The following is a 25572-nucleotide window of genomic DNA, read 5'->3' on the forward strand; positions in this document are numbered from 1 at the left end:
CATGCAACAGTCTTTGAACACCACGCTGCTGATCATCGGCGGCGGCCCTGGCGGTTATGTGACGGCGATTCGTGCCGGTCAGCTGGGCATTTCAACCATTCTGGTTGAAGGCGAATCGTTGGGCGGCACTTGCCTGAACATCGGCTGCATTCCGTCCAAGGCGTTGATCCACGTCGCCGAACAGTTTCACCAGACGCAGCACCACAGCCAGCACTCGGCGCTGGGCATCAGTGTTTCGGCGCCGACGCTCGATATCAGCAAGAGTGTCGAGTGGAAGGACGGCATCGTTGATCGCCTGACCACCGGCGTGTCCGCACTGCTGAAAAAGAACAAAGTCCAGGTCATTCAAGGCTGGGCAAAAGTCATTGACGGTAAAACTGTCGACGTCGGCGACACGCGCATTCAGTGCGAGCACCTGGTGCTGGCCACCGGGTCGAAAAGCGTGAACCTGCCGATGCTGCCGATTGGCGGCCCGATCATCTCCTCCACCGAAGCCCTGGCGCCGACGTCCGTGCCGAAACGACTGATCGTGGTCGGTGGCGGTTACATCGGTCTGGAGCTGGGGATTGCCTATCGCAAGCTCGGCGCCGAGGTCAGCGTGGTCGAGGCTCAGGATCGTATCCTGCCCGCCTACGACGCCGAACTGACGCAGCCAGTGCATGACGAACTGAAAAAACTTGGTGTGAAGCTTTACTTGAAGCACAGCGTCCAAGGCTTTGATTCTGCAGGTAATACACTGCAAGTTCTTGAACCGGGTGGCGATACCTTGAACCTGGAAACCGATCAGGTACTGGTGGCCGTTGGCCGCAAACCGAACACTCAAGGCTGGAACCTCGAAGGTTTGAACCTCGACATGAACGGCTCGGCGATCAAAATCGATAACCGCTGCCAGACCAGCATGCGCAACGTGTATGCCATTGGCGACGTGAGCGGCGAACCGATGCTGGCCCACCGGGCCATGGCTCAGGGCGAGATGGTTGCCGAACTGATCAGCGGTAAATCCCGCGAGTTCAACCCGACCGCCATCGCCGCCGTGTGCTTTACCGACCCGGAACTGGTGGTCGTTGGCAAGACACCGGACGAGGTCAAGGCGGCGGGTCTGGACTGCATCGTTTCCAGCTTCCCGTTTGCGGCCAATGGCCGGGCGATGACTCTGGAATCGAAAAGCGGTTTCGTGCGGGTCGTGGCGCGACGTGACAATCATGTGATTGTTGGCTGGCAAGCAGTCGGTGTGGGCGTGTCGGAATTGTCGACGGCGTTCGGTCAGAGCCTGGAAATGGGCGCGCGGCTGGAAGACATTGCCGGCACCATCCACGCGCATCCGACGCTGGGTGAGGCGGTGCAGGAAGCGGCGTTGCGCGCGCTTGGCCACGCGCTGCACCTGTGATTCAGAACAATTGATGGCGGCAGAGATGGCCCCATCGCTAGCAGGCTAGCTCCCACATTTGGAACGCGTTCTCCTGTGGGAGCTAGCCTGCTAGCGATTTCTTGAGGCCAACTCGATTTATCTGTCTGTCATCCGATAGTCCGGGCTGCGAAATGGGCCCGGAATGAAGTATTGTTGTCCCCATCCAGAAAAACGTCAGAAGCCTTGAACCGTTTCGGCGGTTGTTAAGTGATAGAGGGTGTCATGGGTAACGAAAGCATCAATTGGGACAAGTTGGGTTTTGACTACATCAAGACAGACAAGCGCTATCTGTCGCACTGGCGTAATGGCGAGTGGGACAAAGGCACCCTGACCGAAGACAATGTGCTGCACATCAGCGAAGGCTCCACTGCCCTTCACTATGGCCAGCAATGCTTCGAAGGGCTGAAGGCCTATCGTTGCAAGGACGGTTCGATCAACCTGTTCCGCCCGGACCAGAACGCCGCACGCATGCAACGCAGCTGCGCGCGCCTGCTGATGCCGCATGTGTCCACCGAGCAGTTCGTCGAAGCGTGCAAGGAAGTAGTCCGCGCCAACGAGCGTTTCATCCCGCCTTACGGCACCGGCGGCGCGCTGTACCTGCGTCCGTTCGTGATCGGCGTGGGTGACAACATCGGCGTACGTACCGCCCCCGAGTTCATCTTCTCGATCTTCGCCATCCCGGTCGGTGCCTACTTCAAGGGCGGCCTGACCCCGCACAACTTCCTGATCTCCAGCTACGACCGCGCCGCCCCACAAGGCACCGGTGCAGCCAAGGTCGGTGGCAACTACGCGGCCAGCCTGATGCCAGGTTCCCAGGCCAAGAAAGCCCACTTCGCCGACTGCATCTACCTGGACCCGATGACCCACACCAAAATCGAAGAAGTCGGTTCGGCCAACTTCTTCGGGATCACCCACGACAACAAGTTCGTGACCCCGAATTCACCGTCCGTGCTGCCGGGCATCACCCGTCTGTCGTTGATCGAGCTGGCAAAATCGCGTCTGGGCCTGGAAGTGGTCGAAGGTGACGTGTTCATCGACAAGCTGTCCGACTTCAAGGAAGCCGGCGCTTGCGGTACTGCTGCGGTGATCACCCCGATCGGCGGCATCAGCTACAACGACAAACTGCACGTATTCCATAGCGAAACCGAAGTCGGCCCGGTCACCCAGAAGCTCTACAAAGAGCTGACCGGTGTACAGACCGGCGACGTCGAAGCACCAGCGGGCTGGATCGTCAAAGTTTGATTTGACGCAACTGTCCGTTTGAACACAAAAGCCCGGCCATCACGTTGACGGCCGGGCTTTTTTTCGTCCGTGTATCGCGCAAAACGTCTCTAGACTGCCACGTTCAGTAGCCATTAACAGGTGCCACCTCAACCATGAACAAACTCTGGCGAAAGTATCTGGCTTTGCTGGACACCGACTTCACCACGCAAGTGTTCGACAACATCAAGAACCTGCTGGTGTGTGCCCTGCTGTTCGCGGCAGGCACCAACGCGTTGCACAGCGATCAGTACTTGTTTATGGGGTTTCTCACTTCAAGCCTCGCGGGCTGGGGATTGATCCTGCTGTCAGCGGTGCTGATGCTGCTTAATGTCAGCGACGGCCTCCGTCGGCTGTCCAGGTTGCCGTATCACACGGCGTTTCAGATCATTCTGTTTTTGGTCTACCTGGTGCTGGCGGTGCGGGTGGTGGAGATTGTCTGGAATTTCAGGGCGTAGCAGTTACAGCACGAGGTGTTTGCCAATGCAGCTCATCCTGAGCAATGCGGGCAAACAACCACTCCACAACTGGTGATCCTGGTGCATGGCAGCTATGCCTTGCTCGCCAATGCCGCCAAAGGCTGGTTATCCAGCCCGAAGGGTTCCTGGCTGGCGGCGAAAGTCTCAGGCGTGACCTTCGCCGGATTCGGTGTGCTGATGGCCTCGGCCAGTCGCTAAGGCGCAGAACCGGCGTTCGCGCGACGCCGGGTTTCGGTGAGCGCGGCGTGTGCTGTCGATACCTGAATCGGCAGTTCAACGGCAAACCGTCTGCTGAGTTCCTTTTGCCCCGTCGCCGTCAACGCCAGCGCGCGGCTGTCCAGGTCCTGAGTCACCCATTTTCTCTTGATCGCCGTTTGCAACAACGCCGCCCCCAACGAACCGCCCAGATGCGGCCGGCGCATGCTCCAGTCCAGGCATGGGCAGGCGAAGCGGCGACGCAGCGTGCTCAAGTCCTTGACCTCGATACCCAACCCTTCAAACAACGCCTCACCGCTGTCGCTGAGCTGATAGACCTGCTCATCGGTTTCCAGCAGCCACCCCGCTTCGATCATCCGGTCATGCAGCAGCACCGCCAACGTGCCGGCCATGTGGTCGTAGCAGGTGCGGGCGAATTGCAGGCGATCCGGGGTGCGCGGATTGAAGGTTGGCGCGGCGTTCTGGCCGATCACCATCAGCGCTTCCAGCGCCTGGGCGACGCGCTTATCCGTCAGGCTGTAATAGCGATGTCGGCCCTGCACGTGCAGCCGCACCAGCGCCAATTCCTTGAGTTTGGCCAGGTGCGCACTGGCGGTGGAGGCGCTGACTTCGGCAATCGCTGCCAGCTCGGTGCTGGTGCGGGCGTGGCCGTCCATCAGCGAACAGAGAATTTTCGTCCGGGCCGGTTCCGCGATGGCCGCGGCCACCTGAGAAACGCCGATATCGTGCTGTTTTACGTTCATATTTCGTTCCCGGACGAATCAAGGCCTTTTCGGACTGGAGATAGTAGCAACACTTTTCCAACCACGAACAAGGCTGCGCCCCATGGACCCGATCATCGCTGCGACTCACGCCGATCCTTATCCCTATTACGCGCAACTGCGCGCGGACGGCGGGCTGGTTTTTCACCAGGGACTGAACGTGTGGGTGGCGAGTAGCGCCCGAGCCGTTGCGGCCGTGCTGGCGCACCCTGACTGTCGTGTCCGGCCTTCCCATGAACCAGTGCCCAAGGCGATTGTTGGCGGGATGGCCGGCAAGGTCTTTGGTCAGTTGATGCGGATGAATGAGGGCGAACGGCAGCGTTGCCCGAGGTCGGCGATTCAACCGGGGTTGGCGTCGACTGATGCAGATGAAGTCAACGCGCTGGTCGGCGCTCGCCTGATCACTCCGGGCGCCGATGGGTTGTACCAGGCGATGTTCCGCGGGCCGGTGTGCGTGGTGGCTGCATTGCTGGGGTTCTCTCCGGCTCAGGGCCGGGCTATCAGCGAGCTGACCGGGGACTTCGTCGCGTGTCTGTCGCCCCTTTGCGATCAGGGGCAGCGGGATGCAGCACACGTTGCGGCGGAACACTTGAGCGGCTATTTCGTTGAGTTGCTGAATGACCCGTACAATCAGAGCGCCCTGCTTGCCGGGATCCGCCAGCGCTTCGCGGCAACCTCTGGCGACTCTGAAACGTTGATCGCCAACCTGATCGGGCTGTTTTCCCAGACCTATGAAGCCACCGCCGGGCTGATCGGCAATGCCCTGTTGGCGTTGATTCGGACCCCGTCGTTGCACAGCGAATCGACACCCGTGGACGACTTGATCGCTGAAGTTCAGCGCTTCGATCCGTCGGTGCAGAACACCCGTCGGTTTGTCGCTGCGTCTTGTGAAATCGACGGGGTAAGGCTCAATTCAGGCGATGTGATTCTGGTGTTGCTAGCCTCGGCCAATCGCGATCCACAGCTCAATGACCACCCCGACGTGTTTCTTCTGGATCGTCCAGAACGGCGTAGCTTCACCTTTGGTGCGGGTCGGCATCAATGTCCGGGACAGAGATTGGCGCTGGGGATAGCCAGTGCAACACTGCGTCAGATTCTGGCAATGAAACCCGCACTGGACCGATTGGCCTGGCACTACCGCCCTTCCCTCAACGGCCGCATTCCTCTATTCAACGACTGCCCCTGAAGAGGCATCACGCGTTGCGATACTCGACGGTCAGGTGAGACAACTCATGAACCGGCGCCAGACGTTCGCGAACGTTGTCGGCACTCACTCCTGCTGCCGCCACTACGCTGACAATCGCTGCCCGCGCCTCAGGCCCGACCTGCCAGACGTGGAGGTCGCTGATATGCACGTCACCCGACGACTCCAGCAGTTCACGAATTTCAGCAGCGACGTGCTCATCGGTGGTGTCGAGTAGCACCGCAGCACTGGTGCGCATCAGCCCATAGGCCCACTTGGCGATGACTATGGCGCCGACGATCCCCATCACCGGGTCCAGCCAGACCCAATCGAGGTAACGGCCGGCCAGCAAGGCAACGATGGCCAGCACTGAAGTCAAGGCGTCGGCGAGCACATGGACATAAGCTGAGCGCAGGTTGTTGTCGTGATGGTGATGATGACCGTGGCCATGGTCATGGCCGTGATGCCCATGATTGCCCGCCAGCAAAAACGCACTGACGATGTTTACCGCGAGCCCCACCACCGCAATCATCGTCGCCTCCGTGAAGGCCACGGTGGTCGGCTGAAACAGGCGCAGGATGGATTCACCGGCGATACCGAGCGACACCAGCCCCAGCACAATGGCCGAGGCAAAACCGGCCAGATCACCGACCTTGCCGGTACCGAAACTGTAACGGGCATTGTTGGCATTGCGTCGGGCAAAACCGTACGCCGCCGCCGCAATGCCCAAGGCACCGGCATGGGTCGCCATGTGAAAACCATCGGCCAGCAGTGCCATGGAGCCGGTGATGTAACCGGCAGTAATCTCGCCAATCATCATGACGAAGGTCAGCGCCACTACCCACAACGTGCGGCGGGCGTTTTCATCATGGGAGGCGGCGAGAAACATGTGGTCGTGAGAAAAATTCGAAGCTTGCGGCGTTTGTGTCATGTGTCCGGATCTCTATTTCGAGTAACGACGGATGGCTTGCAGCAACTCTTCCAGGCCTTCGGCGCGCTCTTCGTCGCTGAGGCCAGGACGTGCGACGTGTTCACGGGCGTGGGCCTCGATGAACTGATCCATCAAACCGTTAACCGCACCGCGGACAGCCGCGACCAGATGCAAGGTCTTGGCGCAATCGGCATCGGACTCAAGCGCCCGCTCTATGGCCTGGACCTGACCTGAAATGCGCCGAACCCGGTTGAGCAAGTCATCTTTGTGTTCGTGGATGTGCGCCATACCTATACCCCCTACCCCTATATGGCGCACATAGTCACTGATCCCGGTACAACTGGCAAGACGACAATCAGCGAGAACCTATCGAAACCCTGCTGAAAAATCCGTATCCGCAACGGTCGTGCCAGTCGCTGCGCAACAAATTCGATAAAGGCTTTCAACTTGGGCAGTGATTTGCGCGAGCGTGGATAAACCATCTGCACCGGCTTCGCCTGAATGAGCAGGACAAAACCTGGGCTCAGAACACCTGCCTCAAGTACCTAGCAAGTGAGACCGAGTCGATTGCAGCATCAGCCATCACAGCTCTTGGCCATTTAGCCCGCAGGTATGGCGATCTGGATACGAAAGTGGTGCTCCCGACACTCGAAAGCGTGAAGTACAAGTTCCCCTCCTTGGAAGGTCCTGTCGTGTAGTTCGTTGCACAAGGCTCTCAGCAAGTGGCTGATTTTGGTAATGGCGTAACACTGATATGGACGCCAGCGGTTGATCCGTCCAGCACTTCAGGTATCCCTCCACTAGAGAGTGCCCCGCAAGCCCCGCAAATCTTGATTTATCCGCCTACTGAACAGGCAGACAACATCATCGTCAACCCGGCGCAGTCGGTGGAAAAGACCTAAAGGGGCGAATATATGAATGGGACAGCAAGACAGGCGCATTAGAGGTCTATGACAAGCAAGGTAAGCATCTTGGCGAGTTCAACCACGAAACAGGTGAACAGATAGACCCCGCAAAACCCGGCAGAACCACCGAGAAGTAAATAAAGAGGCTATTTGTGTTTTTATGGATTAGTGGATTTTTAAAAGACAGTGACGAGGACGACTCCTTAAAATACGACCTGAGTTTGAAGTCGCGGTAATGGATGTTCTAGGTTGGAGAAGTCTTGATGAAAGCGCGGATGGGGAATGGCTACTGACTGGCGAGCAAGTCCAACAAGTTGCTATAGCTCTCAATGAGCAGTTACCGACTGATTTGGACCTCTTCATAGGGGTGCGGGAATGAGGGTGTCCTAGATTTTGTGTAAACGGGATTTTTATTAAACCGTTAACAGCCGATCTTCGAACTGGATACTGAAGCGATTCAAGGCCGCTTTCCAGTCCCGGATCGGCATCGTCCACTTCTTGCTGATGTTGTTCAGCGCCAGATAAAACAGTTTCATCACCGCGTCATCGGTCGGAAATGAGGCGCGCGTTTTGATCACTTTGCGCAGGCTCATGTTGATCGATTCGATGGCATTGGTGGTGTAAATCACCTTGCGAATTTCGGCTGGATAGTCAAAAAACGGGATCACCCGAGCCCAGTTTCGCCGCCATGACAGGCTGATCGACTGGTACTCGGCATCCCATTTGGCTTCAAATTCGCAGAGTCGTTGTTCGGCCAATTCGGCGGTTGCCGAGGTGTAAATCAGTTTGAGATCAGCCGCCACCTCTCGCTGCTTTTTCCACGACACGAAGTTCAAGCTGTTGCGCACCATGTGCACGATGCACAGCTGAACGACGGCTTTTGGGTAGACGGCTTCAATGGCTTCAGGGAAACCTTTGAGACCGTCCACGCAGGCGATGAAGATGTCCTGCACGCCCCGATTCTTGAGTTCGGTCACCACTTGCAGCCAGAACTTCGCGCCTTCGGTTTGAGCGATCCACAGACCCAGCACTTCCTTGTGACCGGCCATATTGACGCCGATAGCCAGGTAAACCGCCTTGTTGCGCACGGCGCCAGCGTCACGCACTTTGACGTGAATGCAGTCCAGATAGAGGATCGGGTACAGCGCGTCCAGTGGTCTGGCTTGCCACAGCTTGACCTCGTCACTCACCGCGTCGGTAATCGCCGAGATCAGGCTGGGAGAGACCTCTGTGCCGTACATTTCCTGTAAGTGAGCCTGGATTTCTCTGACACTCAAACCGCGAGCGTAGAGAGAGATGACTTTGTCATCGAAGCCCGTCCAGCGGGTTTGATGCTTGGCCACCAACTGCGGCTCGAAGGACGCCTGCCGGTCGCGAGGGATGTCGAGCGGCAGTTCGCCGAAGTCGCCCTTCAGGGTTTTACCGCTGTGACCGTTGCGCGCATTGGCGGCGGTGTTGGTGATCGCTGCGCTTTTGTCGTGCCCCAAGTGTTCGGTCATCTCGGTTTCAAGGGCCCGCTCCACCAGCATCTTGGTGAGCTGTTTGAGCAGGCCGTTTTCGCCGATCAGATCTTCGGGCTTTTTGTAGTTGGCCAGCAGACTGTCGGCCAGTTTAACCAGTTCAGGATCAGGCTTGACTCGTTTGGCGCGCTTGGGTTTTGGCTCGGTCATTGGATTTCCTTGGGGTAGGCAGTCTCCTGCCAAATGACCGTTTACACAAAACTAATTACACCCTCGTTGAACGTTGGCATAAGAATTACTCATACGTTAGTTAAGTAACCGTCAGCACCGTGACCAAACGATGGAGGCGGACTGTGTACAGGCTTGGTCAACCGATAACCCGCACAACTCGGCTCGCCCGAAGGCGTCCAGCACACAGCCGCCATAACAACGCACAACGAAGACAAAGATGTCCGCAGGGCGAATGATGGCACATATGTGTGCGGGATATCAGGTGACCAAACCTGCTCGCTGATTTTGCAGCGAGGTCAAACAGTAAACGCTGGTAGCCTGCCGGCGAAAGACGACAAAGAGTCCGAGCGTGTAGGAACACGCCGAAGCTCCCTCAGTTTTTTTACCTACATGAAACCTCTGACAGAAACCTCCTCACGACAGGCGGCATTCAGTCGGGTTAACCATCGCTTAACCCCGCGGTCCAAAACTTTACTGGACCGCACGCCCTCAGAGTTCTCTGACGCCCAGTGCGGCAGGTTCGACGCCTAAACGTCGAGCTGACTTTAAGCCTGCATCGGAGATCGTTCATGAACATGCGCACCTTGCTGATCACCACCGCCCTCGCCGGCACCGCGTTTGCCGGCCTGGCCCAGGCCAATGACACTTCGAGCTCCCAGGCGGTGCCGTACCACTACGGTATGCCGCTGCACGTGGGCAAGGTCATTACCTTGACCGAACCGTCGACGCTGGACTGCAAAGTGGTCACAGCCGACATGAAGTACATCGATAGCACCTCGGGCAAGCCTGCGGAAATCTCCTACCGTAAACTTTCCGACGCTTGCAGTTATCAGAACTGACTGAAAGGTCTGATTCGACACGTTGCGGTATTCCTGTGAGGGGTTCTGGCGCTATGCTCTGCGCCTCCCCCCACTGCCGCAAGGATTCGCCATGCAGTTATCGTTTCGTGCCTTGTCGACCTTCACTTCCCTTCTGTGCTTTTTGCTGGCCCTGGTCTGGGGTTTGATGCCCGACTGGTTGCTGTCAATCTGGGGGCTCGAATACTCGTTGGCGGTGGGCGTTGTTGCGCGGCGCAGCGCAATGCTGTTTGCGGCATTGGGCTTGATGTTTTATCTGGTTCGAAACGAGTCGCCTTCGATCACCCGCAATGCGTTGACCAATGGTTTCATGGTCGGCTGCTGGGGGCTGGCAGCACTGGGCTTCGGCGAATGGCTCAATGGCCATGCCGGTCCGGGCATTTTGCTGGCGGTGGTGGTCGAACTGGCGCTGGGCCTGGCGTTTCTCCAGACCAAACGCGTGTCGATGGAACTCGAAACCGTGGGTTAAAGCGCTTTTTTGTCTGGATGAACATTCTCGGCAATGGTCTGGTGCTGCATGTCAGAGCGCAGTTCAGCGATCAGGTTATTGATTTCTCGACAACCATTTAGCTGTTTGGCATTTATTCCTGTTTTCATTAGATCGAGGTGATCGGTTTCACGATCGGAATACACCTTGACGGTCATCGACAGGTCCGGCGACAGCGTGCATTGACAACGTTTCGGCAGAAAACTGCTTTCAATGATATTGCGAAGTTCCAAGGCAGAAAGAAACATGGCGACCCTCTCCTGAATGTGAGACTGCCAATTAACTATCGATACTGACTCAATGAAATTCCGGTCAGCTTAAGACCAGCTACAGCATAAAACATGCCCAGAATTTCGCCCTGCAGCTCATCGGTAAATCAACGATTTAGCCAAACGACTGCTAAATGGCCTCATGCAATATGCAAGAAAGGCGTTGTGCTGCCCCTGCAATTTGCATACGTCCAGCGACAAGTTTGCATTGGCCGACGACGCCAGTAAGAATGCGGCCAATCAAATCAGTATCCGCCGACCCCACACACACGCAAGGAGGCATCATGGGTTCTTTGACCTATATCACTACCGTCGGGCTGATTTTGGCCGGGCTGTCGACCATCGCTCACGCCGCGAAACTCGAAAAAGTCGCGCCATTCCCCAAGGCTGAGAGCGGTTTCATCCGCCAGGTCATTCACCTTGCCCCGCAGACTCAGGAAGACGGCTACCAGGTCGAAATCCTCGCCGGCAAAACCCTGACCGTCGACTGCAATCGCCAACGCCTGGGCGGCATTCTCGAGGAGAAAAACCTCGAAGGCTGGGGCTACCCGTTCTACCGTCTGGAAAAAGTCATCGGCCCGATGAGTACGCTGATGGCCTGCCCGGACGGCAAAAGTAAAAAGGACTTTGTGCCGGTGGTCGGTGACGGTTTCATGCTGCGCTACAACAGCAAACTGCCGATCGTGCTCTACGTACCGAAAGACGTCGAAGTCCGCTACCGGATCTGGTCGGCATCGAGCAAGGTCGAGAAAGCCGTCCAGGAATAACCGTTCTATCCCGTTACAGGAGCGCCATTTTGATTACCTGCCACGTCAAATATGTGATCGATCCGTATCAACTCAGCGAATTCGAAGCCTACGCCAAGGCCTGGCTCGGCATCGTCGAGCGTTTGGGCGGTACACACCACGGGTACTTCCTGCCTTCCGAGGGCGCGAGCAATATCGCCTACTGCCTGTTCAGCTTTCCTTCGCTGGCGGACTACGAAAGCTACCGGCATGTCGCGATGACTGACGCCGAAAGCACCGCGCTCGTAGCTTCACTGGTCGAGAAGAAGTTTATCGTCAGTTACGAGCGGACCTTCCTGCGCCCGCTGCTGGCCTGACACCGTTTACACCGGGGCGCCGCTCATTGCGGCGCGCTCGGCGACATGGCGCAAACTGTCGAAATTGATATTGGCACCCGAATCGATAGCTACCAGTGTCTGGCCACGGGCACCGGTTTGCGCCACGTATTTTTTGATTCCGGCCACGGCCAAGGCACCGGAAGGTTCGGTGATCGAGCGGGTATCGTCGTAGATATTCTTGATGGCGGCGCAGAGTTCGTCGTTGCTGACGGTCAGCACCTCGTCGACGCAAAACCGGCAGACCTCGAAACCATAAGCTCCGATCTGGGCGACGGCCACACCGTCGGCGAAAGTGCCTACGTTCGACAGGACAACTCGCTCGCCGGCCCGCAATGCCGCATATAAACAGGCGGAATGCTCCGACTCGACGCCGATGATACGGACTTCTGGTCGCAGGTATTTGACGTACGCCGCGATACCGGCGATCAAACCACCGCCGCCCACCGGGACGAAGATCGCGTCTAGCGGACCTTGATGTTGGCGCAGGATTTCCATGGCGACGGTGCCCTGCCCCGCGATCACGTCAGGGTCGTCGAACGGCGAGACAAAGCTGCGACCGGTTTGCCGCGCCAGGTTCAGTGCATATTCCAGCGCAAACGGAAAACTCTCACCGTGCAGCACGGCGTCGGCGCCCCGACTGTGTACGCCAAGCACCTTCAGTTCCGGCGTTGTGCACGGCATCACAATGGTCGCGGCGATTCCCAATTCACGCGCCGCCAGCGCCACGCCCTGAGCATGATTGCCCGCCGAAGCGGTGATCACGCCACGTGCCTTTTGCTCATCGCTCAACTGCACCAGTTTGTTGTAGGCACCGCGGATCTTGAAGGAAAAAGTCGGTTGCAGGTCTTCGCGCTTGAGCAGGATCTGATTGCCGAGCGTCTCGGACAACGCTGGCGCCGGTTGCAGCGGCGTACGCACCGCGAGCTCATACACCGGCGCGGCGAGGATCTTTTTCACGTAGTGCTCAAGCAAGGTCTGCTGGGCGGTGGTCGTGCTCATGGTCGTCTCCTGGCTTTGATCGGAACCCAGGAGACAGAAAGTAAAAACCCGCCTCGAGGGCGGGTTGGGTGCTGCAGTCGTGAGCTAGCCCGCCAAATAAGGAATGGCGGTAATAATGCTTGGCTGGCAGCGCAATACAGTGGAAGTCATGTCCGAAAATTAGCCGGGCGCTGATGGCAAGTCAATGGCCAATTTTACTCGGCCTCTGTAGGCTGACGACTCGCTCATCGTCCCAAGGAAGGAAACCATGAAGTCTGTCGCCCTGCCCCTCATTGCCCTGATTGCGTTCGCCGGCTACACCGTTTCGGTGATGCTTCAGGCCGAACAGTCATTGATCGACTTCGGCATCAGCCTGATGTCGCGCCCCGACACGGCGCAGGTAGTGATTGATTTGTACCTGCTGGCGACGCTTGCGGGCATCTGGATGTACCGAGATGCGCGTAAACGCGGATGGTCGGGGTTGGCGGTGATTCCGTATCTTTTGCTTACTGCGATTTTCGTGTCGGTTGGGCCGTTGTTGTATTTGGTGGTTCGGGGGCTGCAAAGCCGTAAAGATCCTGTCGATGCAAGCCAAGGAGTTTGATCCCGGAACTATTGTGATTTTGAGATTGCCTTCGCGAGCAAGCTCGCTCCTACAGGGGTCTTGTGAACGCCACAGATCCAGTGTGGGGGCGAGCCTGCTCGCGATGGCAATCTTCACAGCCACCGAAGTTACTTAGCCAAGCGCCTGAGCCCGAGCACCATCACTCCAGCCCCCACTATCATCGCGGTCAGAAACAGCGGATACGAAACCCACCACGGCACGCCCGCCGTCATCATGCTGAACTCGGACATGCCGCCGATACTTGCAATCAGGTTCAGCGGCAGAAACACCACGTTGATCAATGTCAGTTTGCGCAACAGGTTGTTCATGCTGTTGTTCATCAGGTTGCCCCGGGCGTCGATCAGCCCGGAGAACACCGTGGAGTAGATTTCCGCCTGTTTGTAGCACTGGTTGTTTTCGATGATCAGGTCGTCGATCAGGCCAATGGCTTCGGCGCTGAAGTGTTCCTTTGCCGCGTGATTGCGCAAGCGGGTCAGGACTGCACCGTTGCTGTGAATCGCGTTGATGTAATAGATCAGGCTTTCGCTGAGGTTGAACATCTGGATCAGGTGCTGGTTCTGCATCGACGCGTTGAATTTCTGCTGCAACTCCCGGGCAACCAGCTTGATCACCTTCAGGTGACCCAAATAGTGATGGATGTTGTTGAACAACAGGTCGAGCAACACATCCAGCGGCGTGTTCAGAGGTTGGCGCATGCCCAGGCCACTGAGCGGCGAGTCGTCGGTGGCGATCACCAGCAAACGATGCTCGGAAAACAGCAAACCGCAGGACGACACTTCGAAGGCTAGGCTGCCGGCACCGGAATAGTTTTCCGGGCGTTTCCAGATCAGGAACAGGTTGTCCGGGTGAAACTCAATGCGTGACACCTCGTCGGGGTCCAGGGCCGAGGCCAGCGCGTGTTCATCAACTTTGAAATGGCTGTGCAGCAGATCCCGTTCGGCCGCATCAGGATTGCTGAACAACATCACGTCGGCGTCCAGCTGTTCGACCGCTTGCAGGGCGCCGTGGCTCAGTTGAAAGCGCTTGATCATCCGCCGCTCACCAGGCCTGGCCGCGGCGCTTGAGTTCCAGGCGACGGACGAACTCTTCCAGCACCAGTGAATACAGATCGTCCTGCAAGTAAGCGTCTTCGATGCCGGCGTCCATGTTGGGATTGTCGTTGACCTCGATCACCACCACTTTGTCGCCGGACTGCTTGAGGTCGACACCGTAGAGGCCATCGCCGATCAGGTTTGCGGTCTTCACCGCCAGCTCCACCACCGCCCGCGGTGCTTCGTGAACCGCCAGGGTGCGGCATTCGCCGTTGATGTCCTGGCCCTTGGCCTTGTGGTTGTAGATCTGCCAATGGCCCTTGGACATGAAGTACTGGCAGGCAAAGATGGGTTTGCGGTTGAGCACGCCGATACGCCAGTCGTATTCGGTGTAGAAGAATTCCTGAGCCAGCAATAGCACCGAATGCTCGAACAGTTCGGCCGTGGCTTCGAGCAAGGCTTGCTGGCTTTCGACCTTGATCACCCCCCGAGAGAAACAGCCGTCGGGGATCTTCAATACCAACGGGAAACCGAGGCGCTCGCCGACCCGCTCAAAATCTTCCGGTCGCTCCTTATAGAGAATCTCGGTGGCGGGCATGCCCAGTTGATGGCTCTTTAGCAAGTCGGTCAGATAGACCTTGTTGGTGCAACGCAGAATCGACGCCGGGTCGTCCATCACCACCAGCCCTTCGCTCTCGGCTTTCTTGGCAAAACGGTAGGTGTGGTTGTCGACGCTGGTCGTCTCCCGGATCAGCAGCCCGTCGTATTCGGCGATGCGTGCGTAGTCCTTGCGCTCGATCAGCTCGACGTCGATGCCCAACGTCTTGCCAACCCTGACGAAGTTGTCCAGCGCCTTGGCATTCGACGGCGGCAACGCTTCCTGAGGATCGTGCAGGATGGCCAGGTCATAACGGGCCAACCGCCGGGAACGCGGTACGCGCCAGATCTTGCGACTGAAACTGTCGAGTGAGTGGGCGAACTGGTCTTCCTGATCGTCGCGCAACTTATGTATGGCGCCGGACTTTATCCCTTCAATGTGCCAGCCGTTAGTTCGACGAAACTCAACTAACAATATCGGACACGGGAAGACTTCAAATATCTGTCGTGCCAGATCCTGCAATGGCTCGATATGAGTCTTGCCAAAGTACAGCGTCAGGGTAAAGCCTTCGGTATCGCTGTAAAGATGATGACTGAGGGCTTTTTCCAGGGTTTTATCCAGATCATCCAGGGCCAGGCCGTACAAGGATTTTCGAGTCAGTTCGCTGATGGTCCGCACCGACGGAATCACCTTGTGCCCACGGGCTTCGGCCAGCAGCGAGCAGTAGTAACCGTGCCCCAGGTACTTGTAGCTGCGGCACAGATTGATCACCTGCACCCGCTTGCCCTGCTCGTTGGCCCGGGGTTTCTCAAGGTATTCCTGCGCGCTGACGATGTCTTCACTGGGGAAGTAGGAGGTCCAGTCTTCCTTGCGTTCGACGATGATAATCAACTGACTGGACGTTCTAACACCGTCATTTAAATAAGTTGCCGCCGGCAAAGTTTGCTCGGATACTTCGCGCCAATGACCCTGTACCGCTGACATAGTGATTGATCCGTTGGAGAACAAGACCTTTCCTATTAAGCACGAACTTTTTAGAAAGTCTCGTTTCGTTACGCAACTTTTACGGTGGTCATATGAATCTGGTTTTTCGCCTGGCGGTGATTGAAGACTTGCCGGCATTGCTGGAACTTGAACAACACTGTTTCACCACGGATCGGCTTAACCGTCGCAGTTTTCAGTGGATGATCACGCGAGCCCACGGGCAACTGCTGGTGGCCCAGCGTGGCGAGCACCTCGTCGGTTACGCCGTGGTGCTGTTTCACCGGGGTACGTCGCTGGCGCGCCTTTACTCAATTGCGATCGCCCCCGAAGCTCGCGGCAGCGGCCTGGGCAAGCAATTGCTCCAACGCATCGAGGCCTGCGCCCTTGAACACGACTGCGCCTACCTGCGGCTGGAAGTACGCATCGACAACCCGACGGCAATTGCCCTGTACGAGCGCAACGGTTACCGACGCTTTGCCCTGGTTCACGACTATTACCAGGACCATGCCGACGCGCTGCGGCTGGAGAAGCGCATCCTCCAGCACCGCGACTCGCGCAACATCAAGGTGCCCTGGTATCGGCAGACCACCGATTTCACCTGCGGCCCGGCCTGCCTGCTGATGGCCATGGGCGCGCTGCAGGATGATCGAGTGCTGGAGCGTCGTGAAGAACTGCAGATCTGGCGGGAGGCAACCACCGTGTTCATGACCTCCGGCCATGGTGGCTGCAGCCCTCAAGGCCTGGCGCTGGCGGCATGGCGACGAGGGCTTCGGGTGCGATTGCAACTGAGCATGACCGGGCCACTGTTTCTCGATGGCGTACGCGATGCGCATAAAAAAGAGGTAATGCGCCTGGTGCACGAGGAGTTTACGGTGCAGTTGCACACCACTGACGTCGAACAGGTGATCGGGGGGCCTCTGGATCTTCCGGGTTTATTGAACGGTGGCGGACAACCGCTGGTGCTCATCAGCAGCTATCGACTGACCCGCTCCAAATCGCCGCATTGGGTGATCGTCACCGATTGCGATGAAGAGTTCGTCTACCTGCATGACCCGGATGTCGACCACAGCCAGCATCGCCAACCCATGGACTGCCAGCATTTACCGGTCAGTCATGGGGAGTTCGACAAGATGTGCAGTTTCGGTCGGGGCAAGCTTCGGGCGGCGGTGATCCTGTACGCCCGAACGTGAGTTTCACAATCCCTGTAATTGAATGGACTCGCCCTCGCTGTCGTTGGCTGTTTAGACTGCCACCGTGGCGCATTGACGCCTCGGCGTGGGCGAGTCCATTCAATTACAGGTACCGGTTACTTCAGTCCGATTTTGTACAACACTCCGTCGTCTTCATCGGTCAACACATACAAATACCCATCCGGCCCTTGCCGTACATCGCGAATGCGTTTGTTGAGCTCGCCCAGCAATCGCTCTTCGTGAACGACCTTGTCGCCATCGAACTGCAAGCGGATCAACTCCTGGCTCACTAACGCGCCGATAAACACGTTGTGCTGCCAGGCCTTGAAGCGATCAGCGTCGTAGAACGCCATGCCGCTAAGGCCGGGGGACTGTTCCCAGACATGGCGGGGGGCGACTGTGCCTTCGGCGGTCTTGCCCGTGGCTTCCGGAATCGGCTGGCCGGAATAGTTGATGCCATGGGTTGCCATCGGCCAGCCATAGTTCTTGCCACGCTCGATGATGTTGATTTCATCGCCCCCCTGGGGACCGTGTTCGTTTTCCCAGAGGGTGCCGGTCCAGGGATTGAGCGCCGCGCCTTGCGGATTGCGCTGGCCGTAGGACCAGATTTCCGGGCGTACGCCGGCCTGACCGACAAAGGGGTTGTCATCCGGCACCTTGCCGTCCGGGTAGATCCGCACGACCTTGCCTTGCAGCTTGTCGAGGTCCTGAGCAGTCGGCCGGTCGTTGTTCTCGCCAAGGGTGATGAACAGATAGCCGTCGCGGTCGAACACCAGACGCGAACCAAAGTGGTTACCGAGCGAAAGCTTGGGCTCCTGGCGGAAGATCACTTTGAAATCCTTGATGGCCGTCAGGTCGTCAGACAGACGTCCGCGACCAACCGCTGTCCCGGCCTTACCGCCCTCACCACCGCCTTCGGCATACGACAGATAGACCGTGCGGTCTTGCTTGAAGTCGGGTGACAACACCACGTCGAGCAAGCCGCCCTGCCCCTTGGCCCAGACCTTTGGCACGCCACTGAGCGGTGCGGAAAGTTTACCGTCGGCGCTGATCACCCGCAGGTTGCCGGGCCGTTCGGTCACCAGCATCCCTTGGCGATCGGGAAGAAACGCCAAGGCCCAGGGATGTTCGAGCCCTCTGGTAATCGGCGTCACCTCGAGGGTGCCCTGTTCGCTTTTCAGATTCTGGGTTGGCGCCGCAAAAACGGGCGTGGTGGCGCTGACCAGTGCGCTGGCACACAGTGTGGCCAGAAGGGTTTTACGCAACATGCACGATTCCTTTTGTCGTTCGAATGGCTGGCAAGAACATCGTAGTGCCGTTCAACGGTTGCTGGTGTCTGCGTCTCGATGAGGCGGATTGGGAATGAATTTCGGTGATGTAGCGGGAGGCGACCGGCCCTGAGGATAGCGGTTGCCGATGCCACCATTATCAAGCGTCGGTGGCCTCGGCACCGGCACTGTGTTCGGCCCGCGGATGGCCGGCGCGCTGGGTTGAGTGCCTTGCATGCTGTTGGGATTGGCCCGGCGAATCGGGCTGTTGTAAGGATTGCTGGCGTTGCCTGTCGGGCTCTGGGCCAACAGCAGTGAAGAAGGTGGCGGCGCGGTGTCGGCCTGGGCCAGATTGCTCAGCCAGCCACTCAACGCCAACGCGGTGCAGCCGAGCACAAATCTGTTCATGGGGAGCCTCTCGACATCAGCGTGGATAGGAACTTCGATATCACGCTACGCCCGGGGTTCGGATTTGTTAACTAAAACCTCCCCGGCAAGATGTAACACGAAGTTGAGTACGCCGCAGATCCCCCACAGGACCGGGCCGCAAGCCACTGAAACTTTTGCGCCAGGCCGCAGGTCACCTGAACATCACTCGCGAGAAGACGACCATGGCACGGGCAATCTGGAAAGGCGCGATCAGTTTCGGTCTGGTGCATATCCCTGTGGCGCTGGTTTCGGCGACGTCCTCGCAAGGGGTGGATTTCGACTGGCTCGACAGTCGCAGCATGGACCCGGTGGGCTACAAGCGCGTCAACAAGGTCACTGGCAAGGAAGTGACCAAGGAACACATCGTTAAAGGTGTGCAGTATGAAAAGGGTCGGTATGTGGTCCTCAGCGAAGAGGAAATCAAGTCGGCGCACCCGCTGTCCACTCAGACCATCGACATCTTTTCCTTTGTCGACAGCGAGCAGATTCCCCTGCAAAACATTGATACGCCCTACTACCTCGCCCCGGATAAACGCGGTGGCAAGGTCTATGCGCTGTTGCGCGAAACGTTAAGCAAGACCAATAAAGTCGCCCTGGCCCATGTTGTGCTGCACACGCGCCAGCACCTCGCCGCGCTGATGCCGCTGGAATCGGCAATGGTATTGGTGATGCTGCGCTGGCCCGCAGAAGTGCGAAGCCTGGACACCCTCGAACTGGGCAGTGAAGTCACCAAGCCCGAACTGGCCAAAGGTGAACTCGATATGGCCAAACGACTGGTTCAGGACATGAGCGCCGACTGGAAACCCGAAGATTACCGCGACAGTTTTGAAGACAAGATCATGGCGTTGGTGGAGAAAAAGGCCAACGAAGGAAAGATCGAAGATGTCGAGACGGCGACGGGCGAAGAGGAGCGCAAAACCGCAGACGTTATCGATCTGACCGAGCTGCTTAAACGCAGCCTCGGCGGCAAGAGCACGGACAAAACGAAGCCGGCCGCAAGCAAAAAAGCCACGAAGACTTCTCGTGGCTGATTGAAGGTTGTGCGGTGAATGTTATGGCCCCATCGCGAGCAGGCTCGCTCCCACACTGGATTTGTGTACAACTCAGATCCAGTGTGGGAGCGAGCCTGCTCGCGATGGCGTCTTCCGACGTAACGCAAAGCTCAGATCAGATCAGATCAGAACGAAAATCGCCAGCAAGCCACCAAAAATCGCCCACTTTTCGAGGTAATAAAGCTTGCGGTTGCGCTTCTTCAGCGCTTTGCCGTGCAGGCGAATCTTGTAGATTTTGGCGAACAAGCGGTTGATACCACCGGTCTTGTCACCCGCATCGTTCGGTGCGCCCGCCGCCGACATCACATTACGGCTGAACCAGCCATTGAACGCCGCTGCCCAGCGATACTTCATCGGCCGCTCTACGTCGCAGAACAGAATGATGCGGTTCTGCTCGGTAGTGTTTTCGGCGTAATGAATGAAGGTCTCGTCGAACATGACCGCTTCACCGTCGCGCCAGTGGTAGTTCTCGCCATCGACGTTGATGTAGCAACCGGCATCGTTCGGAGTTTCCAGACCCAGGTGATAGCGATAGGAACCGGCATACGGATCGCGGTGACGCACCAGTTTCGAACCCGGTGGCAGCTCGGCGAACATCGCGGCCTTGATCGAGCCGATGTTTTGCACCAGTTCGGTGGTGCGCGGGCAGAGTTTCATGGCCGAAGGGTGGCTATCGCCGTACCACTTCAGGTAGAAACGTTTCCAGCCAGTCTTGAAGAACGAGTTGAAGCCGACGTCATCATATTGATTCGAGCGCTTGATCTCCCCGGTCCTGAGCAAGCTTTGGCCTTCGGCTCGAATTTCTTCCCAGTGGTCCTGCAACGGACTCAGATCAGGAAAGTCGGCCGGGTTGAGATAAGGCTTGTTGGGGATTTTCGAGAACATATAAAGGAAGCAATTGATCGGCGCCAGAAATGTCGAGTGGTCGCTCAATTGGCGGCCCAGCTTGTGGCGCACGCGTCCGCGCAAGTGGACGTACGCAATGGATACAACATAAATAGCGGCAATGATCAATTTCACAAAAATCGTCACACGTCAGAAGTGAACAAACTGCGTCCCTTGCCGGCCCACTGGCCCAAGGGTCTTGTGCAGCGTCTGAATACTAAATAGCGGACCCGAATGGCACGTCCTTTAGCCTATGCCGCCTGTCGGCATCTGGTAACAGATGGCATTCTAGCCATAGTTTGTAACCAATAGTTAACCTGCAGATGTGAAAATCTGTCCACTGATGCTGCCAAAATGGCCGTGCGGCCTTAACGCCCTATCGTTTAAAGAGCCAGACCAGTACAATCGCCGCCAAACATTACGCGCCCCCCTTGGTTGATGACGGGAATGAACTCCGTCTCAGCGCACTTCGACTCGGGCCAAGCGCTCCATATGCTGCTGTCCACTTATTGCCAGATGGACCTTCCGCTTCTGACCGGGATGCATTTCCTGTGGTTCGAAAACCGGAAACGGGTACTGAATCGGTACTGCCGCAACCCTAGCTACTCTGAATGCTTCGCAGGAAAAACCTTTGATCTCTACAGCTAACATCACGATGCAGTTCGGCGCCAAGCCGCTATTCGAAAACGTTTCGGTCAAATTCGCCGCGGGCAACCGCTACGGCCTGATCGGCGCCAACGGTTGCGGCAAGTCGACTTTCATGAAAATCCTCGGTGGCGACCTCGAGCCGTCCGGCGGCCAGGTCATGCTCGAGCCGAACGTGCGTCTGGGTAAGTTGCGCCAGGACCAGTTCGCTTACGAAGAATTCACCGTGATCGATACCGTGATCATGGGCCACGAAGAGCTGTGGAAGGTCAAGGCCGAGCGCGACCGCATCTACTCGCTGCCGGAAATGACCGAAGAAGACGGCATGGCCGTGGCCGAGCTGGAAACCGAATTCGCCGAAATGGACGGCTACACCGCCGAATCCCGTGCTGGCGAATTGCTGCTGGGCCTGGGTATCGGCATCGAGCAGCACTTCGGCCCGATGAGCGAAGTGTCCCCAGGCTGGAAACTGCGCGTATTGCTGGCTCAGGCGCTGTTCTCCGATCCTGAAGTGTTGTTGCTCGACGAACCGACCAACCACCTGGACATCAACACCATCCGCTGGCTGGAAAACATCCTGACCCAGCGCTCCAGCCTGATGATCATCATCTCTCACGACCGTCACTTCCTGAACAGCGTGTGCACCCACATGGCTGACCTGGATTACGGCGAGCTGCGCCTGTTCCCGGGCAACTACGACGAGTACATGACCGTGGCGACCCAGTCCCGCGAGCAACTGCTGTCGGACAACGCCAAGAAGAAAGCACAGATCTCGGAACTGCAATCGTTCGTCAGCCGCTTCTCGGCCAACGCCTCGAAAGCCAAGCAAGCGACCTCCCGCGCCAAGGCGATCGACAAGATCCAGCTGGCCGAAGTCAAGCCTTCGAGCCGTGTGAGCCCGTTCATCCGTTTCGAACAAACCAAGAAGCTGCACCGTCAGGCGGTCATCGTCGAGCGCATGGCCAAAGGCTTCGACGGCAAGACACTGTTCAAGGACTTCAGCTTCCAGGTTGAAGCTGGCGAGCGCGTCGCGATCATCGGCCCGAACGGTATCGGTAAAACCACCCTGCTGCGCACCCTGGTCAACGAACTGACCCCGGATGCCGGTACCGTGAAGTGGACCGACGCCGCGGAACTGGGCTACTACGCCCAGGACCACGCGCACGACTTCGAAGACGACTGCAACCTGTTCGACTGGATGGGCCAATGGACCCAGGGCGGCGAGCAAATCGTTCGCGGTACCCTCGGCCGGATGCTGTTCTCCAACGACGAGATCCTCAAGTCGGTCAAGGTCATCTCCGGTGGTGAGCAAGGTCGCATGCTGTTCGGCAAGCTGATCCTGCAAAAGCCGAACGTGCTGATCATGGACGAACCGACCAACCACTTGGACATGGAATCCATCGAGGCGCTGAACCTGGCGCTGGAGAACTACCCGGGCACGCTGATCTTCGTCAGCCACGACCGTGAGTTCGTATCGTCCCTGGCCACCCGCATCATCGAACTCAGCCCTAGCGGCGTGATCGATTTCAGCGGCACCTATGACGACTACCTGCGTAGCCAGGGTGTTGTGTTCTAAATAGCTGCTGAAACTGAAAAGCCCTGTCCTTGTGACAGGGCTTTTTGCATTTCAGGGCTGAATATTTTTCGGTGCAGAGGGCCTCTTCGCGGGCAAGCCTCGCTCCTACAGGATCAAAGTCATCCACTACAATTGCGCACGACACAAATCCTGTAGGAGCGAGGCTTGCCCGCGAAGAGGCCCTCATGCACAACGAATATAGTTAGCCTGCTTTCTTTTATTTCATGCCCGCGCCATGATGCAGCTCTCCCCCCGCCGCCCGCGAACGAGCCCTCATGTCTGTGCAGCAACTGCTCCCGCAAAGCCCCATGGCGATCACCCTGCAGATCGTCTCTATCGTCTTCTATACCTTTATTGCCTTCCTCTGCATCGGCCTGCCGATTGCGGTGCTGCCGGGGTATGTCCATGAGCAGCTGGGTTTCAGCGCGATCATCGCGGGGCTGACCATCGGCTCGCAATACCTGGCCACCCTGCTCAGCCGCCCGATGGCTGGGCGCCTGTCGGACAGCATCGGCACCAAGCGGGCGATTGTTTACGGGTTATCGGGGATTGTGTTGAGCGGTGCGCTGACGTTGATTTCAACGCTGCTGCAAAATTTTCCATTGCTGAGCCTGTTGATCCTGATTGCCGGCCGCTTGTTGCTGGGGATTGCCCAGGGATTGATCGGGGTCGGTACCATCAGTTGGTGCATGGGTCAGGTGGGCGCTGAACATACCGCGCGATCGATCTCCTGGAACGGCATCGCCTCCTACGGCGCCATCGCCATTGGTGCGCCACTGGGGGTGGTGATGGTCGGCGAGCTGGGGTTCGCCAGTCTTGGGATCGCGCTGTCGGTGCTGGCGCTGGCGGCGTTGCTGCTTATTCGTAACAAACCCTCGGTGCCGGTGATTCGCGGCGAGCGCCTGCCGTTCTGGGCGGTGTTCGGGCGCATTGCGCCGTTCGGCGCGAGCCTGAGCCTCGCCTCCATCGGTTATGGCACCCTGACCACTTTTATTACCCTGTATTACGTCAACCGTGGCTGGGCCGGCGCGGCATATTGCCTGACGGTGTTCGGCGTGTGTTTCATTCTGGCGCGACTGTTGTTCATCTCCAGCATCAGCCGTTTCGGTGGGTTCACCTCGGCCATTGCCTGTATGAGCATTGAAACTGTGGGCCTGGTGTTGCTGTGGCTGGCGCCTTCGACTGGTTATGCGCTAATCGGAGCAGGCCTGACCGGGTTCGGTCTGTCGCTGGTGTATCCGGCGTTGGGGGTCGAAGCGATCAAGCAAGTGCCCAACGCCAGTCGCGGGGCGGGACTGAGTGCTTACGCGGTGTTTTTCGATCTGGCGCTGGCGATTGCCGGACCGTTGATGGGCGCGGTGGCGTTGAACCTGGGGTACACGTGGATTTTCTTCAGCGCGGCGTTGTTGTCGATAACAGGATTGGGTCTGACCTTACTACTCAAGCGTCGTGCCATGGCCTGACACCCGCAATCCCTGTAGGAGCTGAGCTTGCTCGCGATGGCGGCCTGTCAGACGACTAATTGTTGAATGTGACGCCACCATCGCGAGCAAGCTCAGCTCCTACAAGGGATTGCTTATTGATCGGCTGTCTGCATTCCTGCCCGGGTCGGTTTGCCAAGCGCGTGAGAGAAGAAACGCCCGGCTTCGGACACCATGGTGCGATGGATATCTTTGCGGTCTACGCCGTCGGCATCGGTACACAGCGCCGGCATGGTGATGATCTGCTCTTCATTGCAAGGCGCCAGGAACACAAAGTGCCCTGCCCCGGTCAGTAACTTGAAGTCCGGTGCGATCGGCAGTTTGCGCGCGAGGGCGGCGGCATTTTTGTCGAAGGCCACCAGTTTGTCGCCGTCGCCGCTGTAGAGCAGCACCGGCACATGCACGTCGGCCAGGGTATGGCGACCAAACTTCAGGCTCAGCGGTGCCATCAGCAGCAAGGCGCGAACCCTCGGGTCAGCCACCGGTTGCAAGTCATCGCGGTCAGCAATCAATTCGCCTTGGGTGTCGCAGGCATCGCGGTCGTCCGGGCGTTCCTGACAATAGCGGCGCAGACGGTCCAGGTCTGGCGTCGCGCCGGACAGAATCAGCGCCGTCTCCCCGCCCGCTGAATAACCGATCACACCCACCTGATCGGCATTGACGAAGGGCGCGAGCATTCGATCGCCGAGCGTCGCGGTAATGGCTTCGGAAATCTGGATGGGCCGACCGTAAAGGTTACTCAACGTACCGAGGCGGCTGTGGTCTTTGGAGTTGTCACCTGGATGGATCACCGCCACCACCACAAACCCTTTGCGTGCCAGCGACGTGGCGAGGTCGTGCAAGGCCAGCGGGGTTCCGGTGTTGCCGTGGGAAAGCATCAGCATCGGGAAACGGCCGATAGCGACTCGGGTGTCTTCGCCCGCTTCGACCGTGTAGCCCTCGATGATGCTGGCGTGCTCCTTGTCGCGGGAGGGATAGAAGGCGATGGCGCGCATCGGCTGCAAATCCAGAGGGTCGAGAAAGCTCACCTCATGGAAACCGACGCTCCAGTGAGGATGCGGCGCAGGCGCGGCGTGCACTGAGTTCAGGCTGCTGAGCAGGCAAATCAGTAAGGTTGCACAAAGATGCAACATGGCAGGCTCCACCTGGCTACTGACCGGGGACGTTAACCCTCGACTGCATGACTCGGGCCACTATTTAATGAAATTTCGAAATAGTCAGAAACAAAAAACTCCGTATCTGGCACTTGCGTGGTCAGAA

25 protein-coding genes and 3 pseudogenes are annotated in these 25572 nt (G+C 57.9%); 16 read left to right on the forward strand and 12 right to left on the reverse strand.

The genetic code is table 11. The annotated features are described in order from the left end of the window. Window position 1 precedes the first annotated feature (1 nt). From lpdA to ACYZUA_RS18645, 4 genes and pseudogenes are all read left to right on the forward strand, one after another. Window positions 2-1387, forward strand: a complete 1386-nt coding sequence (lpdA, locus tag ACYZUA_RS18630; RefSeq protein ID WP_461960056.1) for a dihydrolipoyl dehydrogenase — start codon at window positions 2-4, stop codon at window positions 1385-1387. Between the two features lie 243 nt (window positions 1388-1630). Beyond that, on the forward strand, window positions 1631-2650 hold the full coding sequence (locus ACYZUA_RS18635) for a branched-chain amino acid aminotransferase (protein WP_461960057.1): 1020 nt from the start codon (window positions 1631-1633) through the stop codon (window positions 2648-2650). A gap of 134 nt (window positions 2651-2784) precedes the next feature. Further along, window positions 2785-3126, forward strand: a complete 342-nt coding sequence (locus ACYZUA_RS18640; RefSeq protein WP_461960058.1) for a hypothetical protein — start codon at window positions 2785-2787, stop codon at window positions 3124-3126. 69 nt (window positions 3127-3195) lie between these two features. Then, window positions 3196-3345 (forward strand): annotated as a pseudogene (locus ACYZUA_RS18645) (LysE family translocator); the annotation flags it as partial. Here ACYZUA_RS18645 and ACYZUA_RS18650 read toward each other — a convergent pair. Continuing rightward, complete coding sequence (locus tag ACYZUA_RS18650; protein ID WP_461960059.1) at window positions 3342-4106, reverse strand: ArsR/SmtB family transcription factor; 765 nt, start codon at window positions 4104-4106, stop codon at window positions 3342-3344. The pseudogene ACYZUA_RS18645 and the gene ACYZUA_RS18650 overlap by 4 nt on opposite strands. A gap of 82 nt (window positions 4107-4188) precedes the next feature. On the opposite strand from ACYZUA_RS18650, the gene ACYZUA_RS18655 reads away from it, so the two are divergent. Continuing rightward, a complete protein-coding gene (locus tag ACYZUA_RS18655) occupies window positions 4189-5310 on the forward strand; it encodes a cytochrome P450 (RefSeq protein WP_461960060.1) in 1122 nt (373 codons plus the stop codon). Window positions 5311-5317: 7 nt separating this feature from the next. Here the strand turns inward: ACYZUA_RS18655 and dmeF are convergent, their stop codons facing one another. Together dmeF and ACYZUA_RS18665 are read right to left on the reverse strand one after the other, a co-directional pair. Next, window positions 5318-6238, reverse strand: coding sequence for a CDF family Co(II)/Ni(II) efflux transporter DmeF (dmeF, locus tag ACYZUA_RS18660; protein WP_461960061.1), 921 nt, complete (start codon window positions 6236-6238; stop codon window positions 5318-5320). A 12-nt stretch (window positions 6239-6250) separates the two neighbouring features. Continuing rightward, a complete protein-coding gene (locus ACYZUA_RS18665) occupies window positions 6251-6526 on the reverse strand; it encodes a metal/formaldehyde-sensitive transcriptional repressor (protein WP_461960062.1) in 276 nt (91 codons plus the stop codon). A gap of 410 nt (window positions 6527-6936) precedes the next feature. On the opposite strand from ACYZUA_RS18665, the pseudogene ACYZUA_RS18670 reads away from it, so the two are divergent. After that, window positions 6937-7280, forward strand: a pseudogene (locus tag ACYZUA_RS18670) (colicin E3/pyocin S6 family cytotoxin); the annotation flags it as partial. Window positions 7281-7351: 71 nt separating this feature from the next. Next, a complete protein-coding gene (locus ACYZUA_RS18675; RefSeq protein WP_461964046.1) occupies window positions 7352-7522 on the forward strand; it encodes a pyocin S6 family toxin immunity protein in 171 nt (56 codons plus the stop codon). Window positions 7523-7556: 34 nt separating this feature from the next. On the opposite strand, the gene ACYZUA_RS18680 is transcribed toward ACYZUA_RS18675, so the two are convergent. Continuing rightward, entirely contained in the window at window positions 7557-8813 is a 1257-nt protein-coding gene (locus ACYZUA_RS18680) for an IS256 family transposase (protein ID WP_240890573.1), read from the reverse strand. Window positions 8814-9403: 590 nt separating this feature from the next. Between ACYZUA_RS18680 and ACYZUA_RS18685 the strand changes: the two genes are divergently transcribed. Together ACYZUA_RS18685 and ACYZUA_RS18690 are read left to right on the forward strand one after the other, a co-directional pair. Next, entirely contained in the window at window positions 9404-9673 is a 270-nt protein-coding gene (locus tag ACYZUA_RS18685) for a DUF2790 domain-containing protein (protein ID WP_461960063.1), read from the forward strand. A gap of 91 nt (window positions 9674-9764) precedes the next feature. Next, entirely contained in the window at window positions 9765-10160 is a 396-nt protein-coding gene (locus ACYZUA_RS18690; RefSeq protein WP_461960064.1) for a hypothetical protein, read from the forward strand. On the opposite strand, the gene ACYZUA_RS18695 is transcribed toward ACYZUA_RS18690, so the two are convergent. Beyond that, window positions 10157-10426, reverse strand: a complete 270-nt coding sequence (locus ACYZUA_RS18695; protein WP_461960065.1) for a DUF1652 domain-containing protein — start codon at window positions 10424-10426, stop codon at window positions 10157-10159. The genes ACYZUA_RS18690 and ACYZUA_RS18695 overlap by 4 nt on opposite strands. A 305-nt stretch (window positions 10427-10731) precedes the next feature. On the opposite strand from ACYZUA_RS18695, the gene eco reads away from it, so the two are divergent. Continuing rightward, window positions 10732-11214, forward strand: coding sequence for a serine protease inhibitor ecotin (gene eco, locus ACYZUA_RS18700; protein ID WP_461960066.1), 483 nt, complete (start codon window positions 10732-10734; stop codon window positions 11212-11214). Between the two features lie 29 nt (window positions 11215-11243). Next, window positions 11244-11549, forward strand: a complete 306-nt coding sequence (locus ACYZUA_RS18705; RefSeq protein ID WP_461960067.1) for an NIPSNAP family protein — start codon at window positions 11244-11246, stop codon at window positions 11547-11549. A gap of 24 nt (window positions 11550-11573) precedes the next feature. On the opposite strand, the pseudogene ilvA reads toward ACYZUA_RS18705, so the two are convergent. Further along, window positions 11574-12569, reverse strand: a pseudogene (gene ilvA / locus ACYZUA_RS18710) (threonine ammonia-lyase, biosynthetic); the annotation flags it as partial. Window positions 12570-12816: 247 nt separating this feature from the next. On the opposite strand from ilvA, the gene ACYZUA_RS18715 reads away from it, so the two are divergent. Beyond that, entirely contained in the window at window positions 12817-13152 is a 336-nt protein-coding gene (locus tag ACYZUA_RS18715; RefSeq protein WP_461960068.1) for a DUF2834 domain-containing protein, read from the forward strand. Between the two features lie 128 nt (window positions 13153-13280). On the opposite strand, the gene ACYZUA_RS18720 is transcribed toward ACYZUA_RS18715, so the two are convergent. Both ACYZUA_RS18720 and ACYZUA_RS18725 read right to left on the reverse strand, forming a co-directional pair. Next, a complete protein-coding gene (locus ACYZUA_RS18720) occupies window positions 13281-14204 on the reverse strand; it encodes a magnesium transporter CorA family protein (protein ID WP_461960069.1) in 924 nt (307 codons plus the stop codon). 7 nt (window positions 14205-14211) lie between these two features. Next, window positions 14212-15786 (reverse strand): RimK family protein, encoded by a 1575-nt coding sequence (locus ACYZUA_RS18725; protein ID WP_461960070.1) that lies wholly within the window; start codon window positions 15784-15786, stop codon window positions 14212-14214. A 92-nt stretch (window positions 15787-15878) separates the two neighbouring features. On the opposite strand from ACYZUA_RS18725, the gene rimI reads away from it, so the two are divergent. Then, entirely contained in the window at window positions 15879-16976 is a 1098-nt protein-coding gene (gene rimI / locus ACYZUA_RS18730) for a ribosomal protein S18-alanine N-acetyltransferase (protein ID WP_461960071.1), read from the forward strand. Window positions 16977-17092: 116 nt separating this feature from the next. On the opposite strand, the gene ACYZUA_RS18735 is transcribed toward rimI, so the two are convergent. Both ACYZUA_RS18735 and ACYZUA_RS18740 read right to left on the reverse strand, forming a co-directional pair. After that, entirely contained in the window at window positions 17093-18244 is a 1152-nt protein-coding gene (locus ACYZUA_RS18735; protein WP_461960072.1) for a PQQ-dependent sugar dehydrogenase, read from the reverse strand. Window positions 18245-18295: 51 nt separating this feature from the next. After that, the gene (locus ACYZUA_RS18740; RefSeq protein ID WP_461960073.1) at window positions 18296-18652 is read right to left on the reverse strand and encodes a hypothetical protein; all 357 of its coding nucleotides are present in this window, start codon (window positions 18650-18652) and stop codon (window positions 18296-18298) included. Window positions 18653-18855: 203 nt separating this feature from the next. Here ACYZUA_RS18740 and ku point away from each other — a divergent pair, with 203 nt between their 5' ends. Next, the gene (gene ku, locus ACYZUA_RS18745; RefSeq protein WP_461960074.1) at window positions 18856-19704 is read left to right on the forward strand and encodes a non-homologous end joining protein Ku; all 849 of its coding nucleotides are present in this window, start codon (window positions 18856-18858) and stop codon (window positions 19702-19704) included. Window positions 19705-19845: 141 nt separating this feature from the next. Here the strand turns inward: ku and lpxO are convergent, their stop codons facing one another. After that, entirely contained in the window at window positions 19846-20745 is a 900-nt protein-coding gene (gene lpxO / locus ACYZUA_RS18750; protein ID WP_461960075.1) for a lipid A hydroxylase LpxO, read from the reverse strand. Window positions 20746-21241: 496 nt separating this feature from the next. Between lpxO and ACYZUA_RS18755 the strand changes: the two genes are divergently transcribed. Together ACYZUA_RS18755 and ACYZUA_RS18760 are read left to right on the forward strand one after the other, a co-directional pair. After that, complete coding sequence (locus ACYZUA_RS18755) at window positions 21242-22831, forward strand: ABC-F family ATPase (protein ID WP_080932037.1); 1590 nt, start codon at window positions 21242-21244, stop codon at window positions 22829-22831. A 275-nt stretch (window positions 22832-23106) separates the two neighbouring features. Then, complete coding sequence (locus ACYZUA_RS18760) at window positions 23107-24294, forward strand: MFS transporter (protein WP_461960076.1); 1188 nt, start codon at window positions 23107-23109, stop codon at window positions 24292-24294. A gap of 113 nt (window positions 24295-24407) precedes the next feature. On the opposite strand, the gene ACYZUA_RS18765 is transcribed toward ACYZUA_RS18760, so the two are convergent. Beyond that, window positions 24408-25445 carry an alpha/beta hydrolase family protein gene (locus ACYZUA_RS18765; protein ID WP_461960077.1) on the reverse strand — a complete coding sequence of 346 codons (1038 nt, stop codon included), beginning with the start codon at window positions 25443-25445 and terminating at the stop codon, window positions 24408-24410. Between the last annotated feature and the right edge of the window lie 127 nt (window positions 25446-25572).

Source organism: Pseudomonas sp. LS2P72, from assembly GCF_054897865.1.